Annotated in this window: 15 protein-coding genes; 11 read left to right on the forward strand and 4 right to left on the reverse strand. The window is 35.3% G+C overall.

Annotated elements, in window-relative coordinates:
- Window positions 1-38 precede the first annotated feature (38 nt).
- Together ACQ65V_RS12885 and ACQ65V_RS12890 are read left to right on the forward strand one after the other, a co-directional pair.
- Window positions 39-521, forward strand: coding sequence for a hypothetical protein (locus ACQ65V_RS12885; protein ID WP_155087561.1), 483 nt, complete (start codon window positions 39-41; stop codon window positions 519-521).
- Between the two features lie 71 nt (window positions 522-592).
- Window positions 593-2,305 (forward strand): FAD/NAD(P)-binding protein, encoded by a 1,713-nt coding sequence (locus tag ACQ65V_RS12890; RefSeq protein WP_430468211.1) that lies wholly within the window; start codon window positions 593-595, stop codon window positions 2,303-2,305.
- 1 nt (window position 2,306) lies between these two features.
- On the opposite strand, the gene ACQ65V_RS12895 is transcribed toward ACQ65V_RS12890, so the two are convergent.
- Both ACQ65V_RS12895 and ACQ65V_RS12900 read right to left on the reverse strand, forming a co-directional pair.
- A complete protein-coding gene (locus ACQ65V_RS12895) occupies window positions 2,307-3,080 on the reverse strand; it encodes a TIGR03915 family putative DNA repair protein (RefSeq protein WP_430468212.1) in 774 nt (257 codons plus the stop codon).
- The gene (locus ACQ65V_RS12900) at window positions 3,081-4,343 is read right to left on the reverse strand and encodes a putative DNA modification/repair radical SAM protein (RefSeq protein WP_430468213.1); all 1,263 of its coding nucleotides are present in this window, start codon (window positions 4,341-4,343) and stop codon (window positions 3,081-3,083) included. It lies immediately after the preceding gene.
- Window positions 4,344-4,532: 189 nt separating this feature from the next.
- Between ACQ65V_RS12900 and ACQ65V_RS12905 the strand changes: the two genes are divergently transcribed.
- Entirely contained in the window at window positions 4,533-5,096 is a 564-nt protein-coding gene (locus ACQ65V_RS12905; RefSeq protein WP_430468214.1) for a hypothetical protein, read from the forward strand.
- On the opposite strand, the gene ACQ65V_RS12910 is transcribed toward ACQ65V_RS12905, so the two are convergent.
- Window positions 5,093-6,619 (reverse strand): GH3 family domain-containing protein, encoded by a 1,527-nt coding sequence (locus tag ACQ65V_RS12910; protein ID WP_430468215.1) that lies wholly within the window; start codon window positions 6,617-6,619, stop codon window positions 5,093-5,095. The genes ACQ65V_RS12905 and ACQ65V_RS12910 overlap by 4 nt on opposite strands.
- Before the next feature lie 575 nt (window positions 6,620-7,194).
- Between ACQ65V_RS12910 and ACQ65V_RS12915 the strand changes: the two genes are divergently transcribed.
- From ACQ65V_RS12915 to ACQ65V_RS12945, 7 genes are all read left to right on the forward strand, one after another.
- The gene (locus tag ACQ65V_RS12915; protein WP_430468216.1) at window positions 7,195-8,256 is read left to right on the forward strand and encodes an endonuclease/exonuclease/phosphatase family protein; all 1,062 of its coding nucleotides are present in this window, start codon (window positions 7,195-7,197) and stop codon (window positions 8,254-8,256) included.
- Complete coding sequence (locus ACQ65V_RS12920; RefSeq protein WP_430468217.1) at window positions 8,253-8,762, forward strand: DUF421 domain-containing protein; 510 nt, start codon at window positions 8,253-8,255, stop codon at window positions 8,760-8,762. The genes ACQ65V_RS12915 and ACQ65V_RS12920 overlap by 4 nt, the downstream gene beginning before the upstream one ends.
- 110 nt (window positions 8,763-8,872) lie before the next feature.
- On the forward strand, window positions 8,873-9,958 hold the full coding sequence (gcvT, locus tag ACQ65V_RS12925; RefSeq protein ID WP_430468218.1) for a glycine cleavage system aminomethyltransferase GcvT: 1,086 nt from the start codon (window positions 8,873-8,875) through the stop codon (window positions 9,956-9,958).
- 27 nt (window positions 9,959-9,985) lie between these two features.
- Complete coding sequence (locus tag ACQ65V_RS12930; protein ID WP_430468219.1) at window positions 9,986-10,819, forward strand: sugar nucleotide-binding protein; 834 nt, start codon at window positions 9,986-9,988, stop codon at window positions 10,817-10,819.
- A gap of 189 nt (window positions 10,820-11,008) precedes the next feature.
- Window positions 11,009-11,296: a 4a-hydroxytetrahydrobiopterin dehydratase gene (locus ACQ65V_RS12935; RefSeq protein ID WP_155087571.1), complete on the forward strand. Its 288-nt coding sequence runs from the start codon at window positions 11,009-11,011 to the stop codon at window positions 11,294-11,296.
- Between the two features lie 225 nt (window positions 11,297-11,521).
- Window positions 11,522-12,265, forward strand: a complete 744-nt coding sequence (locus tag ACQ65V_RS12940; RefSeq protein ID WP_430468220.1) for a YebC/PmpR family DNA-binding transcriptional regulator — start codon at window positions 11,522-11,524, stop codon at window positions 12,263-12,265.
- A gap of 20 nt (window positions 12,266-12,285) precedes the next feature.
- Complete coding sequence (locus ACQ65V_RS12945; protein WP_430468221.1) at window positions 12,286-12,675, forward strand: VOC family protein; 390 nt, start codon at window positions 12,286-12,288, stop codon at window positions 12,673-12,675.
- Between the two features lie 15 nt (window positions 12,676-12,690).
- Here the strand turns inward: ACQ65V_RS12945 and ACQ65V_RS12950 are convergent, their stop codons facing one another.
- Complete coding sequence (locus ACQ65V_RS12950; protein ID WP_430468222.1) at window positions 12,691-13,758, reverse strand: tyrosine-type recombinase/integrase; 1,068 nt, start codon at window positions 13,756-13,758, stop codon at window positions 12,691-12,693.
- A gap of 183 nt (window positions 13,759-13,941) precedes the next feature.
- On the opposite strand from ACQ65V_RS12950, the gene ACQ65V_RS12955 reads away from it, so the two are divergent.
- Window positions 13,942-14,727 (forward strand): endonuclease/exonuclease/phosphatase family protein, encoded by a 786-nt coding sequence (locus ACQ65V_RS12955; protein WP_430468223.1) that lies wholly within the window; start codon window positions 13,942-13,944, stop codon window positions 14,725-14,727.
- The last annotated feature ends 1 nt before the right edge of the window (window position 14,728 follow it).

Below are 14,728 nucleotides of genomic sequence, written 5' to 3' on the forward strand. Positions count from 1 at the left end.
AATGCTCAATTGATAAAAAAACTTAAAACTCAATGATTATGAAAAAATTATTTTTAGCAACATTCGCAGTTTTTGTAGGATGTGCCTTTATGAATGCACAAGAAATAGCTGACAATGCCATAGGGCTTAGGTTAGGCGATGATGACGGTTTTGGTGCCGAAATTTCTTACCAGAGAGCACTTGGTGACAACAATCGGCTTGAATTGGATTTGGGTATAAGAAGCGGTAACAACTATGATGGTTTTAAATTAACAGGGCTTTATCAATGGGTATGGCAATTAGATGGTAATTTTAATTGGTATGCAGGTGCTGGTGGAGGTGTTGGCTCTTATAGCGTAGACGTACCTGGTAATGACGATTTTGACGACACCTTTCTTTTTGTAGCTGGAGACGTTGGTATAGAATATAATTTTGATATCCCATTACAGCTATCTCTAGATATTAGACCAGAACTCGGTTTTGGTGATTTTAGGGATGATGTTGGTATTGATTTAGCTTTAGGTATAAGATACCAGTTTTAAAACCATTATAATTTTATAAAATCTAACCACCTTATAACTGAGGTGGTTTTTTTATTACTTTTAGCTTCACAATGAGGAAACTAGCAATTATTGGATTAGGTCCTAGAGGTCTATTTGCTCTCGAAGAGCTTTTAAAGCAATTAGCCCAAACTAAATCCAAAATTAAAATTTTTGGATTTGAATCTACAGATTTTCCTGGAGCCGGACCTGTTTGGAATCCTAAGCAACCTAACTCTAACTGGATAAATATCACAGAGCGACTGTTGGATCAAATAAAAGAGCGACCCGAAATTAACCTATTTGGCACTACGGTTTCAGCCTTTCCTTCATACCATGATTGGTGTGATTTTTCTCTTAAAGCATTTGAAAAAGATCGTTTTCCTCCCAGAAACAAACTTGGAGAATATCTTAACCAAAGATTTGAATCCGTGCATAGCGCCATAAAAGACAACCAAATTTTTGAACTTATAAAGGCTAAGGTGCAAACAATTGACTGTGCGGACGATGGCTTTGAACTAAATTATGGCGGTGAGACCCTGCAATGTCACGATGTACTTTTAACCATTGGCCACCAACCTACTAATATCTCTGACCAGCTTAAACAATGGAAACAATTCGCTAAAAACAAAACGGCATTGAAAGTCTATGAGGATACGTATCCTGTACAACAGTTTAAAGCGCTTAAAAACAAAACAAACATGTTTGTAGGTATTAGAGGGTTTGGACTTACCATGGTTGATGCTATGAGATACCTCACCATAAACAATTATGGGAATTTCAAAATTATGGATGAGGACACCTTACAAACCTGTTATTATAAGGTCAAACCTCAAAACTTAAAACTGATACCGTTTTCATTAGACGGATTGCCACTGGCTCCTAAGCCATATAATGAAATTACAGACAATTGGTATAGTCCGAGAAATGAAGAAATAGAGTCGCTTAAAAATGCTATTATAACAAGCGCACAATCTAATCCAACGGCATCAAATATTAATTTTCTACTGCAACCTTTTAGCAAAATTGCGACTAGAGTGTTTTTTGATTTATATGATAAAAGCGTGACGCATCAATCTACCAAAAAGGAAGTAGAGACATTAATTCTACATTTTCTCGAAAATGATGACTATCAACATCCGTTGATACAAAATGATTCCATCGACACCTACAACCTAATACAAAAATATATCCATATGGCTTTGGGAAAAGCTCCCGTTACATTAGATTTTTGTGTTTGGCAAGTTTGGCGCCATTGCCAGCCTACTTTTTATAGAACACTGTCCCATTCTAATTTAGATGACGAACTTATGGAAGATATCATTGCATTGGATGAGCGCAGTAAACGGTTTACCTATGGTCCTCCCATTGAAAGTATGCAGCAAATTTTAGCTTTGGTAGATGCTGATGTATTGTCTCTAGATTTTGTTAACGACCCAGCAATTGAAACCATTGAGAATGGTTGGAAACTAACGAATTCCAATGGTAAAACTATTTCCGTCCCAGTTATGATAAATAGTGTTCTAGACTCACCGAAATTAGTAGATGTTACTTCACCACTTGTGGTAGATATGCTTAAAAATGAATTCATTAAACCTATTCATAATGATTTAGGTATTGCGACTGAGAACGATGGTCATGTAAAATCCAAAATTAAAGATAAAACATTAACCATATCTGTTTTAGGAAGGTTAGCTAAAGGTAGCGTTTTGGGAGTGGACGCTATTTTGGAATGTTTTGGACCAAGGATTAAGGATTGGGCAGCGGGTTATGTAAAACATTTATAAGCTATTGTGGTTGTTTTTCACTTAGATATTTCCAATATCGTTTTGGGACATGACGAATGTGAAGTTTCATGTTTTTTCTAGACCCAATATTGGTAGCCTTAAAATAATCTTGCCATAGTTTTTGAAATTCAAACTCTTGCTCAGAAAAATATTCAGAATCGGTTTTAGTAAAATCAAAATTCGTAGGGAAATCCATATCTATAATCTCTACTTTTTCTAGATCATAAAATAATCCGTAATGGCGTTTTATGTCATAGATCATCCATTTTTGATCCGCATAGCGCCGTTTAAAATGTTTTTGAATTAGAGGTAACACATTAAAATCGGGCTCTATATTGGCAAAGAAAATATGGTCTTTTGTTAATCTAAATCGCACAAACGCTTCCATTCTATGCTTTTCTCTACCTACCATTTTGGCGGTTTGCGCTACTTTTAACACTGATGGATGCGAATAGTCCTTATCAATAGGGTTACTTTTTGAAAAAGCATATTGTATATAATCCAATAGTACATCCTCGATCCCTGGCTGTTCGCTTAAAAAAGCATAATATAATTGGTATCTGCCACGAGAAGACAAACGAGATTTTAAACCTTTCCATACACGATTGGCTTTTGTCTCCTCTGTAACAATGTTCTCGTTTTCTGAAAATAAAACATTTTGATTTTCAAATTGATTTTGAATGGTGACATGTTTCAATTTTAATTCGAAAACATGGAACACTGCACTTAAAAAGCCATCAAAACTACCATCATATATGAGGTTTTTTGCTTGCATCTAACCAAAAAGACTTAACTGGTTACTCAAGCTTTTTCTGTATTTGCTTGTGGAATTTTGTAAAATCAATCCTTTGATTTTTTCCGAAGTCAAATCCCGTTTTTCAAATTGATTGCTATCACAAATAATAAAATACTGCGCTCTATTTAAGGACACTCCAATTTTTTTGAGATGTTCCCAATTTAAACGTCTAAATCGTCTAGCATTAATAATTTTATGCACAGATTTCATCCCTAGGCCAGGTATCCTTGCCAGCATCCGCTTATCTGCTGTATTAATATCTACAGGAAATTCGTGCAGATTACGAAGCGCCCAGCCTAATTTAGGATCAACATCCAAATCGAGATGTTGATGCTGTTCATTAAGTAATTCACTAACATCAAAGCCGTAGAAACGCATCAACCAATCGGTTTGATACAATCGGTTTTCTCTTAGCATTGGTACATCACTCCCAATCTTAGGCAATCTATCATCATAGCTTATAGGAACATAGCCCGAATAATAGACACGTTTTAGATTGTAATTTTTATAAAAATGATTTGAAGTTTGCATGATTTGAAAATCGTTCTCACCACTAGCACCAATAATCATCTGTGTGCTCTGACCTGCTGGAGCATATTTTGGGGTACTTTTTATAATTTTCTTTTCAGCTTTGTATTGAATGATTTCATTTTTCACCTTTACCATAGGCTTTATGAAGTCTTCGCGTTTTTTGTCAGGTGCCAATTTTTTAAGTCCAGATTCGGTAGGGATTTCAATATTAACGCTAAGTCTGTCAGCATACAATCCGGCTTCACGCATCAATTCATCTGATGCACCAGGAATGGATTTTAAATGGATATAACCATTAAAGTTTTCTTCTAGCCTAAGCTTTTTGGCTACAGCAACCAAACGCTCCATGGTATAATCTGCATTCTTAAAAATTCCTGAACTTAAAAAGAGACCTTCTATATAATTTCGCCTGTAAAAATTAATAGTAAGATCCACAACTTCTTGCACCTTAAAGGCTGCACGTTTAATATCATTACTTTTTCTGGTGACACAGTAAGCACAATCGAATATACAGTAATTGGTGAGCAGTATTTTTAATAGTGATACACAGCGACCATCTTCGGTGTAAGAATGACAAATACCCATACCTGTGGCATCACCCAATCCTTTGGTGGTGTTAGATCTATTGCTTCCGCTCGATGAACACGATACATCGTATTTTGCTGCGTCTGCTAGTATTTTAAGTTTTTCTTGGGCGCGTTGAAACGACAATTTGAGGACCTCCGTATTATATTTACAAATATACCAATATTTATAGTATTAAACTGCTACAATATGTAGCTTTACACTAATATATTTAGAATAAAATTTTATGGGATGCCATAAATTTTTATTATACTATTGCATATGTTGAAAAACATTACAACAATCCAAATAATACTTTTATTATCGCTAAATTTTATGAGCGCCCAACATCGTATTCCCGAGTCTATAATTAATGAAGTTAATACTGCATTATCCTACTATCCAGCATTAGAAAATACATCTATAGAATTTAGATTCAAAAAAAACATCAAAAAATCAACCATGCAGGCTAGACCTACATTTGGAAGTTTTTTTAGAAGTAGAAAAAATAGAAAGTATGTCATATTGATTAGTGAAACTTTTAAGATTTCGGATAAGGAATTTATGACACGTCATATCCCTAAGGATATTTTTATTGGATGGATTGGCCATGAACTTGGACATATTATGGATTACCAAAATCGTAGTAAACTCAACTTAATATGGTTCGGAATAAAATATTTGCTGTCAGATAATCACATTGTTGAAGCTGAACGTGCCGCAGATAGTTTTGCCGTAGCTTTTGGTATGGAAGATTATATTCTAAAGACTAAGGATTTCATACTGAACCATGCCGAAATTACACAAACCTATAAAGATAGAATACAGAAATACTATTTATCCCCAGAAGAGATTATGGAGTTGGTAAAACAGCGAGATGAAAAGGCTAAAGACGATTAATCGTCGTTAACAAATGTTTCCCATTCCTTAAACTTTTCTTCACTCATTACACGTTCCATTTTTACTTGGCCACCTTTCTTTTTGTTTCGTTCGTTCCAATCATAGAAACGTTCTGGCGACACCACTTTCACCTTTACTCCATGTAACGCTTTACTCCTTGCCACTTTATAGTTTTTATTCGCACTTTTTAGAGCGTTATCCAGAGATTCTGCTATAGCTTTTTCATCAGGATTTTTTAATTCTGAGCCTAAATACCAAAAGTGATAAAACTCATCATCCTCACCTCTTTTGGCGCAAATAGTATATTCTGGGATAGTGGTATCATATTGTTCTTCCAATTCTCTCATGGCAGCATCCATTTTATTAACGGACAGCTGAGAGCCCACTGTATTTAAAAAGAATTTTGTTCGACCTGTTATTTTAATTTCGGCACGTTCTACATTGGTGAATTCTATAGTATCACCTATAAGATAACGCCAAGCACCACTTACGGTACTAATGATTAAAACATAATCTTGTTCTAATTCTACATCTTTTAAGGTTATAGATGGAGCATCTTTAGTAAGGGAACCATCTTGATTGATGTATTCTGGTTGAAATGGCACAAATTCAAAATAAATACCATTATCGGTGTTTAGCTGCATGGCATCTGTTTCTGGTCTTACTTGTGTTGCTATGTAACCTTCAGAAGCTAAGTAAGTATCAATAACAGTAACAGGTTTACCCATTAGCGCATTGAAACTTTTTTCGTACGGTCCAAAAGCTACACCACCAGAAGTATACACCTGTAAGTTAGGCCAAATCTCGTGGATGTTATTAAGATTATGGTAATTGATAACCTCTTGGAGCATTAACTCTATCCAGGAAGGAATGCCACTTAACGCACCAATATCCCAATCTTTTGCACGCTCAGAAATGCGCTGTACACGTTTATCCCAATCGTCAATTTTGGCAATGTCTTCACCTGGTTTATAATATCCTCTAAACCAGGAAGGAATATTACTGGCACTAATGCCGCTAATTTCACCTTCGAGATGTTGGTCTCTTTCTTCCAGATCGGTTGAACTTCCCAACATCATAATTTCCTTTTCAAAAAAATCGGCTGGAAAATCAAAATTCTTTAAAGCAAAGACCTGCTTAATCCCAGCTTGACGAATAGCTTCAATCATTTCATCAGTTACCGGAATCCGTTTGCTTGTCTTTCCTGTGGTACCTGAGCTTAATGCGTAATATGTAGGACTACCTGGCCATGTGACATCAGTTTCACCATCGTGAAGCTTGTGCCACCATTCTTCATTGATTTTATTATAATCAAAATAAGGAATGTTATCGGCAAAAGATTTCTCTATATCAGAACTTTTTAAAAGATCCGCAAAGTTATAATGGGTTCCAAATTGGGTATCTTTTGCTTCTTTTAGAAGATGTACTAATGTTTCGCTTTGAGCTTCCTGGTGATTGACCTCAGAAGATAAAGCATCCTTTAGGTGAATTACACCTTTTATAATATTACCAAGTATTGCCATTTATTTCATTAAGGTTTAAGCTGCATATTTTCTACAAAGCTCTGCACATTCTCTACAGGACTTTTCGCAGACTTTACAGTGTTCATGATGATGTGCACCACAATGGTCCGCACAATACTCACAAATTTCCGCACACAACAAAGCGTACTGTTTTGCATAAGCACTATCGGCCGCCATCATTTTTATACAAATATAACACGCATCGATACATTGTACGCAACATTTAGGACAATCATTCATACTTTCCACACCTGCCATTTCTACAAGACAGTTCTGACAATCCACTAAGCATTTTTGACATGCTTCAATACAAGATTTAACTATACTTTCCATATTAGAACTATTTTTATTGATTTACGTAAAATTCAGAATTCAAATTAAATTTTAATGTTTCAAAAGCCAATAATATTAACTCATAAGCAATACTTCTTTCATAAATTGAAGCGAAGCTTAACAGCATGCATTTCTAGGCAAATTTTAACACAATACATAAATAGATTATCTCAAATCAATAAATCTTAGGAAACTATGTAAATAATCAATATTTTAAAAAGTATTAACCAATACATCGACCAATGACACTGAAACATTTTTTGAAAGGATTTGGAATTATTGCTATTTTAATTACCATAGCACCGATTTTTGCGGTGGATTATTGGTGGATAAGGGTTTTTGATTTTCCGCATGTGCAGCTTACCTTCTTGACAGCACTGGCTTTAACTGTTTATTTTATAAAATTTGATTTTAAGAATGAAGGGGATTATGCCTTTATAACCATTTTAGTGGCATGCTTTATTTTTCAGTTCATCAAATTTTTCCCTTATACTACTTTCGCAGATGAGGATATGTTAAAAGCTACCGATAATGCCAAAAATTCATTAAGTGTTTTAACTGCCAATGTTTACCAGGATAACGAAGATATGCAAGTTATTATCGATGCAATTAAGTCTTCAAATGCAGATATAATGGTGTTTACAGAAGCTAACAAGCGTTGGAGAAATGAGATATATAATGCGATTAAAAACGATTATGACTATAAACTAGAATACCCTTTAGACAATACCTATGGTATGTTACTTTATTCTAAATTAGAGCTTGTAGACCCACAATTGAAGTTTTTAGTCGAAGATGATATTCCGTCTATACATACCAAGGCGCTTACTAGGTTTGGGGATACGATTAAAATTCACGCTATACATCCTACTCCACCTATGCCACAGCATAATCCAAGATCTACGGATAGGGATGCTGAAATGATGATCCTTGCCAAAGAGGTAATGAACACATCATATCCAACAATTGTCATTGGTGATTTTAACGATGTACCTTGGTCTAGCACCAATCAATTATTTAAAACAGTCAGTAAAACGTTAGATCCTAGAATAGGCCGAGGAATTTACAGTACTTACAATGCCAAGAAGTTTCTGTTACGCTGGCCGTTAGATCATATTTACTGTACTAAGGAATTTAGATTTAAGTCTTATGAAGTATATTCTGAGACGTCTTCAGATCATTTTCCTGTGTATGCCGAATTCTCTCTCGAACCAGAACGCGCTTCTGAACAAGCACCTGAAGATGTTAGCCAAGAGGATTTAAATAGAGTTAACGAACAAATTAAAAATTTTAAATCACAATGAAAGATTGGTTTTACTCAGCAGATGATAATGTCTTAGCTATTTTACTAACTGCTTTTGGCACTTATATTGCGCTAGTTCTATTAACACGCATAAGTGGCAAGCGAAGTTTCTCTAAAATGTCTAGTTTCGATTTTGCCATGACTGTTTCTATTGGTTCCATATTGGCCACAGTGGTTATCTCAAAATCAGTTTCACTTCAAAGTGGTATTGCTGGTTTAATGTCTATTTATGCCATACAAATGGGTGTTGCACACGCCAGAAAATGGGAAGTCATAAGAAAATTTATAGATAATAAACCAACACTCTTAATGAAAGATGGTGAAATCATAGAAGGTAGTTTAGAAAAATGTAAGGTTACCATTTCCGATTTAAAGGCCAAATTGCGTGAAGCCAACGTCATACAGCTATCTGAAGCTAAAGCCGTTGTGTTTGAATCTACTGGAGATATTTCCGTATTACATGGCTCTGATGATAGACCCATTGATGAGTGGTTGCTAGATTTTTAGCAAAAAAGTATTCTTCTAAATACCTCTTTTAAGCTCCATATAATAAATATAAAACTTAAAATTTATGTAGCTTTGCGCTGTTGAAAATTATCCTATAAAACAGCGTTATCATGAAAAACACAGCATTAACCGAAACACATAAAGCACTTGGTGCAAAGATGGTACCTTTTGCAGGTTATAACATGCCAGTACAATACGAAGGTGTTAATATAGAACACGAAACCGTACGTAATGCTGTTGGTGTTTTTGATGTGTCGCACATGGGAGAATTTCTCATTGAAGGCCCAAATGCTTTAGAGCTGATTCAGAAAGTGTCTAGTAACGATGCTTCTAAACTTACCATCGGAAAAGCCCAATACAGCTGTCTACCAAATGATGATGGTGGTATTGTTGACGATTTAATCATTTATAAAATTAAGGATGAAACCTACCTACTGGTCGTTAATGCCAGTAATATTGAAAAAGACTGGAACTGGATTTCCTCAAAAAATGATGTTGGTGCTGAGATGCGCGATTTAAGTGATGAATATTCCTTATTGGCCATACAAGGTCCAAAAGCCGTTGAAGCTATGCAATCCTTATCGAGTCACGATCTATCGGAAATAAAATTCTATAATTTCGTTGTTGGTGATTTTGCAGGAATTGAGCATGTTATTATTTCCGCAACGGGTTATACTGGTAGTGGAGGATTTGAAATATACTGTAAAAACGCTGAAGTAAAACAAGTTTGGGACAAGGTTATGGAAGCTGGTGCAGATTATGGCATTAAGCCCATAGGTTTAGCAGCAAGAGACACACTTAGATTAGAAATGGGTTATTGCCTCTACGGCAATGATATTGATGATACCACATCTCCTATTGAAGCCGGTTTGGGCTGGGTATGCAAATTCACTAAGGACTTTACCAATAGCGAAGCGCTTAAAGCAGAAAAAGAGCGTACACCAGAACGCAAATTAGTAGCGTTTAAGTTAGATGAGCGTGGTATTCCACGTCAAGGTTATGATATCGTTGATGGTAATGGTAAAGTCATCGGTAACGTCACCTCTGGGACTATGAGCCCAAGTTTGGGCATTGGTATTGGTTTGGGCTATGTGCCAACCGTATTTTCTAAACCAGATAGTAAAATTTTTATTCAAGTACGTAAGAAAGCCATACCTGCAACCGTTGTAAAGTTACCGTTTTACAAAAAAGCTTAACCATTGTATTAGAAGGAAGATTGATTAATGAAGAAGACAATAAATACTAAACATCGCATATTAATACTTGGCGCAAGTGGTTACCTAGGCCATGCTATTTATAAGGAATTGGGCCCTTACTTTAAAACCTTCGGCACCTATCGCACTCCGAGAAGGGAATTTGAGCAGAACAAACAATTCTTTCATTATAATGTCGAAGAGGACGATGTCTATGAAATACTAGAAGTTACCAAACCTACGGTTATTATCTCAGCGTTACGTGGCGATTTTAATGCACAGACCATAGCCCATCAGCACATTGCAGAATACGCTTTAGAATTTGGCAGTAAAATCATATTTCTTTCTTCTGCCAATGCCTTTGATGCCTACAGTAAATATCCGAGTTACGAGCAAGATAAAACCCTAAGCCATAGTATATACGGTCATTTTAAAATTAAGATCGAAAATATGCTACTGCGATTGCCAAAAAAACAAGTTGCCGTATTACGGTTACCTATGGTTTTTGGTACTAATTGTCCTAGAATTCAAGAAATAAAACAGCATATTTCTGAAAAAGAACCTGTTGAAATTTTTCCGAATCTTATCATGAATGTGACTCTCGATAAAAAAGTGACACAGCAAATACACTACATCATTAACAGGGAAAAACATGGTGTGTTTCATTTGGGAAGTACGGATTTAGTACATCATGATGAATTTATTAAAAGCATCATTGCGCAGATTTCAAGTACCAAAGTATTGTTAAAACATGTGTTTACCACTAATGAAGATCGTTATCTCGCGGTTTTACCGAAATTCAATAAACTGCCTAAGCACCTTCAGGTGACTAGTGATTTTGTTTTGGAAGAACTTTGCAAATAGTTTGCAGTCTTCAGTTGGCAGTATGCAGTATGGTTAGACAATATTTTAAAATCAATACTTATTCGTCACGCTTCACACTTCCTGCTTCCTGCCTCCTGCTTCCTGCTTCCTGCTTCGTGTAAAATAAATACTTTTTAATTGTTGTAACCTTATCAGGATTTAATTAATTTTAAGCATAAATCCAAATACATGAAATTAGACGAATCCACCATTGAAAAAAAATTACTTCGCTTCCCAGATTGGGAATATCATAACAATGCCATACATGCCGAATTTGAATTTGATAACTTCAAGGATTGCTTTAGTGCCATGAGCCGAATTGCTTTTGAGTGCGAAGCACAAAACCACCATCCGGATTGGAGCAATGTTTATAATGTATTAAAAATATCGCTTTCTACGCATGATGCTGATGGTGTTACCAATAAGGACTTTAAACTTGCCGAAGCCATTGAGGCTATCGTAGAAGTTGAGGAGTAAGCCCCTTTTGTCTTGTAGACATTTTCCCCTAAGGGGAAGTTACAATGCTCAGTTTGCAGTATGCAGTTCTTTAATTGAGAATAGGTTCTTAATACATTCAATATTTTTTTAAATTTGCTTTGCCTTCAAAACAACTTTAGGCATTTTAAATAACTTATAACATAACTAGATTTCCGTTCCTGCCTGCCGGCAGGCAGGTTCACGGAAATGAAAATATAATTTTCAATGGGAAGAGCTTTCGAATTTAGAAAAGCAAGAAAAATGAAACGTTGGTCAGCCATGAGCAAGGCCTTTACGCGTATAGGAAAGGACATTGTAATGGCTGTAAAGGAAGGTGGACCAGATCCTGATAGCAATTCGAGATTACGTGCAGTGATTCAGAATGCCAAGTCCGTAAACATGCCCAAGGACAATATTGAGCGTGCCATAAAACGTGCCAGTGATAAAAATCAAGGGGATTATAAGGAAGTAATTTTTGAAGGCTACGCCCAACACGGTATTGCTGTGCTTATAGAAACGGCAACGGATAACAATACACGTACGGTGGCCAATGTGCGCTCTTACTTTAATAAAACCGATGGTAGTTTAGGCACCTCTGGTTCAGTTGTTTTTATGTTTGACCACACCTGTAATTTTAAGATTAAAGGTGATGACCTGGATTTCGAAGAATTGGAACTGGAACTCATTGATTATGGTGTTGAAGAAATTTTTGAGGACACCGACGAAAACGAAGATGGCGAAGAAATTACAAGCGTAATGATCTATGCACCTTTTGAGAGTTTTGGAAACATTCAATCTTACCTAGAGGAAAACAATATTGAGATTATATCTTCTGGTTTTGAACGTATTCCACAAGTGACCAAAAAATTAACGCCAGAACAAGCGGAAGATGTAGAAAAGCTTTTAGAAAAGCTGGAGGAAGATGATGATGTGCAGAACGTGTATCATACTATGGAAGAATCAGCGTAATATGCTGTAGCAGTTAATCGATGTCTAAATTTTCATTCAATCATATAGCACTATCGGTAAAGGATGTTACTGCTGCTGTTGAATTTTACCAAAAGGTCTTTCAACTTAAGGACATAGAAAATACAGCTTCAGATTCTAAAACGCGCTGGTTAGCTTTTGATGATGACATACAATTGCATCTCATCCCAAGACCCAATGCCGACATTAAAACCAATAAAGCGGTACATTTTGCTGTATCCACTGACGATATCATTGCTTTTACAGAACGTTTGGAAGCCTTAAAAATAGACTACTCGGATTGGGTGAACTCACCAAACAAGGACTACATCAGAAAAGACGGAGTAATTCAGGTGTATTTTCAAGATGTTGATGGCTACTGGATTGAAGTCAACGATTTTAATGAACAATAACCTTCTACCCTACCGTTAAAGAGAATCCAAAGGACTAGTAATTTTAGATTTACTACGAGGAGTCACTTTAGTATAAACCTGTGTGGTCTTTATAGAATTATGGCCCAATAATTCTTGAATAAAACGCATATCTGCACCAGATTCCAATAGATGTGTAGCGTAGGAATGCCGTAACCCATGGATACCGATTTCTTTTTTTATACGCGCTTTTTTCATGGCGTTTTTAAAAACCTGTTGTAAACTAGATACAGCATAGGCACCACCATATTGTCCTTCTAAAAGATATAGTTTTGGTCGGTACATTTTGTAGTATTCCCTTAGTGCAGGCAAAATACTTTTGGGCAATGGTACATAACGATCCTTTTTGCCTTTTGCACCCTTAACATGCACCACCATACGTTTGCTATCTATGTCATTTATTTTTAGACCTACTACTTCTGAGACCCTTAATCCCATACCATAAGATAATTGCAATGCTATTCTATGCTTTAAGTTTGTGGTGACCCTAAAGAGTTTCTTAACTTCAGATTTACTGAGCATTTTTGGCAAGGTCTGTGGTTTTTTTGGTCTCGGAATATCAAAAAACATCTTTGGTCGGTGCAGTACCTGCTCAAAATAAAATTTAATGGCATTGATTTTTCCGTTCATCTTTCGTTCGCCCATTTTCTTTACTTTAATACAATAGAGAAAATAATCCTTTAACCGTTTAGGGTTTAAATCGCCAACATAATAATCGTCGAGCAAATTGAGCAAGTGATAAAATTCGGCGAGGTAAATGCGCTTGGTACTTTGGCTATACCTTTTTAAGGTGAGTTGTTCATTTAAATCCAAATAAGCCTGTTGATTAACCATGTGAAGTCGCTTTGCCTTTTCCGCTACCGTGTTTTGTGGTTTTAGGTTTAGCGCTTTTCTTACCGAAGGTAAATCTGGTAAGTACCATGATTTTTTTGAGGCACTCCATCGTGCTGACGGAAACCGTTGACGTAGCGCATTTTTTAGGGCTATATCGTAGTCAAATTTTACAAGGATCACTTTTTTTTGATTATGGACGGCGACGTCGAAGGTATACTTATTAAAATCCATACAGGTATTTTATATAATGTGTGGTATAAAAATAACAAATATGTTATACAATACACACGATATCATAATTTTATTTACGTCTTTGGTGCTGGGTGTTTGCAAATAATTCTTATATTCGGTAACAGAAACGTATATACAGAGTTATATACGAGTTGTATGCAATTACGAGAAACGACTAAATGAATGAAATTTATTTATTGGAATACAAATAACATTAAAGAATTATTACAGATTGTAGATATATGTAATTCAGAAAAACCGGATATATTTTTCTTGTCAGAAATTGACGAATCTAATTTAGAAGATGATAAGGAATTATTAGAACAAAATGATTATGTCCATTTTTTAAATCCTGGAAGTTCAAGAGTTCAAATAATAGTAAAAAAAGAACTTAATATTGAACTTGGATTACAGAACAAATATTACACGAATGTAAAATTACCAGATTTTGACCTAGATATAATTTCTTTGCATTTACCATCACAAATGTTTCAGCACTTTGATGCATTAAAAGAATTTATTCGAGATTTTAGAAAAGATATTGACTTAAATATTGGAATTCCAGATGAGAAAAGAATTCTGTTAATTGGGGATTTTAATGTCAGTCCATTTGACAAACCTATGATTGATTTTGACGGTTTTTCTGCTACTAATAGTATAAACTCTCGAGAAAGAATCACACATTTAGGAAAGAATAAAGCATTATATTATAACCCTACTTGGAAATTATTTTCAAATTCTAGTTTTCCAGGGACAAAATATTTCAGACGACCTTCGGGTTCTTCTTATGATATTTTAGAACATCACTTTTTAGACCAAGTAGTTATTAGTACAAAATTAAGTAGAGAAATTAAAGATGAAGAAATTAAGGTAATTGAAAAATCATCAAAATATAAATATTACAACCAAGGCTCAAATGTAATTCTTGAATCAGACCATTTACCTTTGAGCTATAAAATATCAGTATAAA

The sequence above is a fragment of the Winogradskyella ouciana genome (genome assembly GCF_965284585.1).
Taxonomy (GTDB): domain Bacteria; phylum Bacteroidota; class Bacteroidia; order Flavobacteriales; family Flavobacteriaceae; genus Winogradskyella; species Winogradskyella ouciana.

Bases quoted from the DNA above. Each gene is read 5' to 3' on its own strand.
- ACQ65V_RS12920 (WP_430468217.1), top strand. From the start codon at position 8,253: ATGAAAGATTGGTTTTACTCAGCAGATGATAATGTCTTAGCTATTTTA.
- ACQ65V_RS12940 (WP_430468220.1), top strand. From the start codon at position 11,522: ATGGGAAGAGCTTTCGAATTTAGAAAAGCAAGAAAAATGAAACGTTGG.
- ACQ65V_RS12905 (WP_430468214.1), top strand. From the start codon at position 4,533: ATGAGCGCCCAACATCGTATTCCCGAGTCTATAATTAATGAAGTTAAT.
- ACQ65V_RS12885 (WP_155087561.1), top strand. From the start codon at position 39: ATGAAAAAATTATTTTTAGCAACATTCGCAGTTTTTGTAGGATGTGCC.
- ACQ65V_RS12930 (WP_430468219.1), top strand. From the start codon at position 9,986: ATGAAGAAGACAATAAATACTAAACATCGCATATTAATACTTGGCGCA.
- gcvT (WP_430468218.1), top strand. From the start codon at position 8,873: ATGAAAAACACAGCATTAACCGAAACACATAAAGCACTTGGTGCAAAG.
- ACQ65V_RS12955 (WP_430468223.1), top strand. From the start codon at position 13,942: ATGAAATTTATTTATTGGAATACAAATAACATTAAAGAATTATTACAG.
- ACQ65V_RS12890 (WP_430468211.1), top strand. From the start codon at position 593: ATGAGGAAACTAGCAATTATTGGATTAGGTCCTAGAGGTCTATTTGCT.
- ACQ65V_RS12935 (WP_155087571.1), top strand. From the start codon at position 11,009: ATGAAATTAGACGAATCCACCATTGAAAAAAAATTACTTCGCTTCCCA.
- ACQ65V_RS12915 (WP_430468216.1), top strand. From the start codon at position 7,195: ATGACACTGAAACATTTTTTGAAAGGATTTGGAATTATTGCTATTTTA.
- ACQ65V_RS12895 (WP_430468212.1), bottom strand. From the start codon at position 3,080: ATGCAAGCAAAAAACCTCATATATGATGGTAGTTTTGATGGCTTTTTA.
- ACQ65V_RS12910 (WP_430468215.1), bottom strand. From the start codon at position 6,619: ATGGCAATACTTGGTAATATTATAAAAGGTGTAATTCACCTAAAGGAT.
- ACQ65V_RS12950 (WP_430468222.1), bottom strand. From the start codon at position 13,758: ATGGATTTTAATAAGTATACCTTCGACGTCGCCGTCCATAATCAAAAA.
- ACQ65V_RS12945 (WP_430468221.1), top strand. From the start codon at position 12,286: ATGTCTAAATTTTCATTCAATCATATAGCACTATCGGTAAAGGATGTT.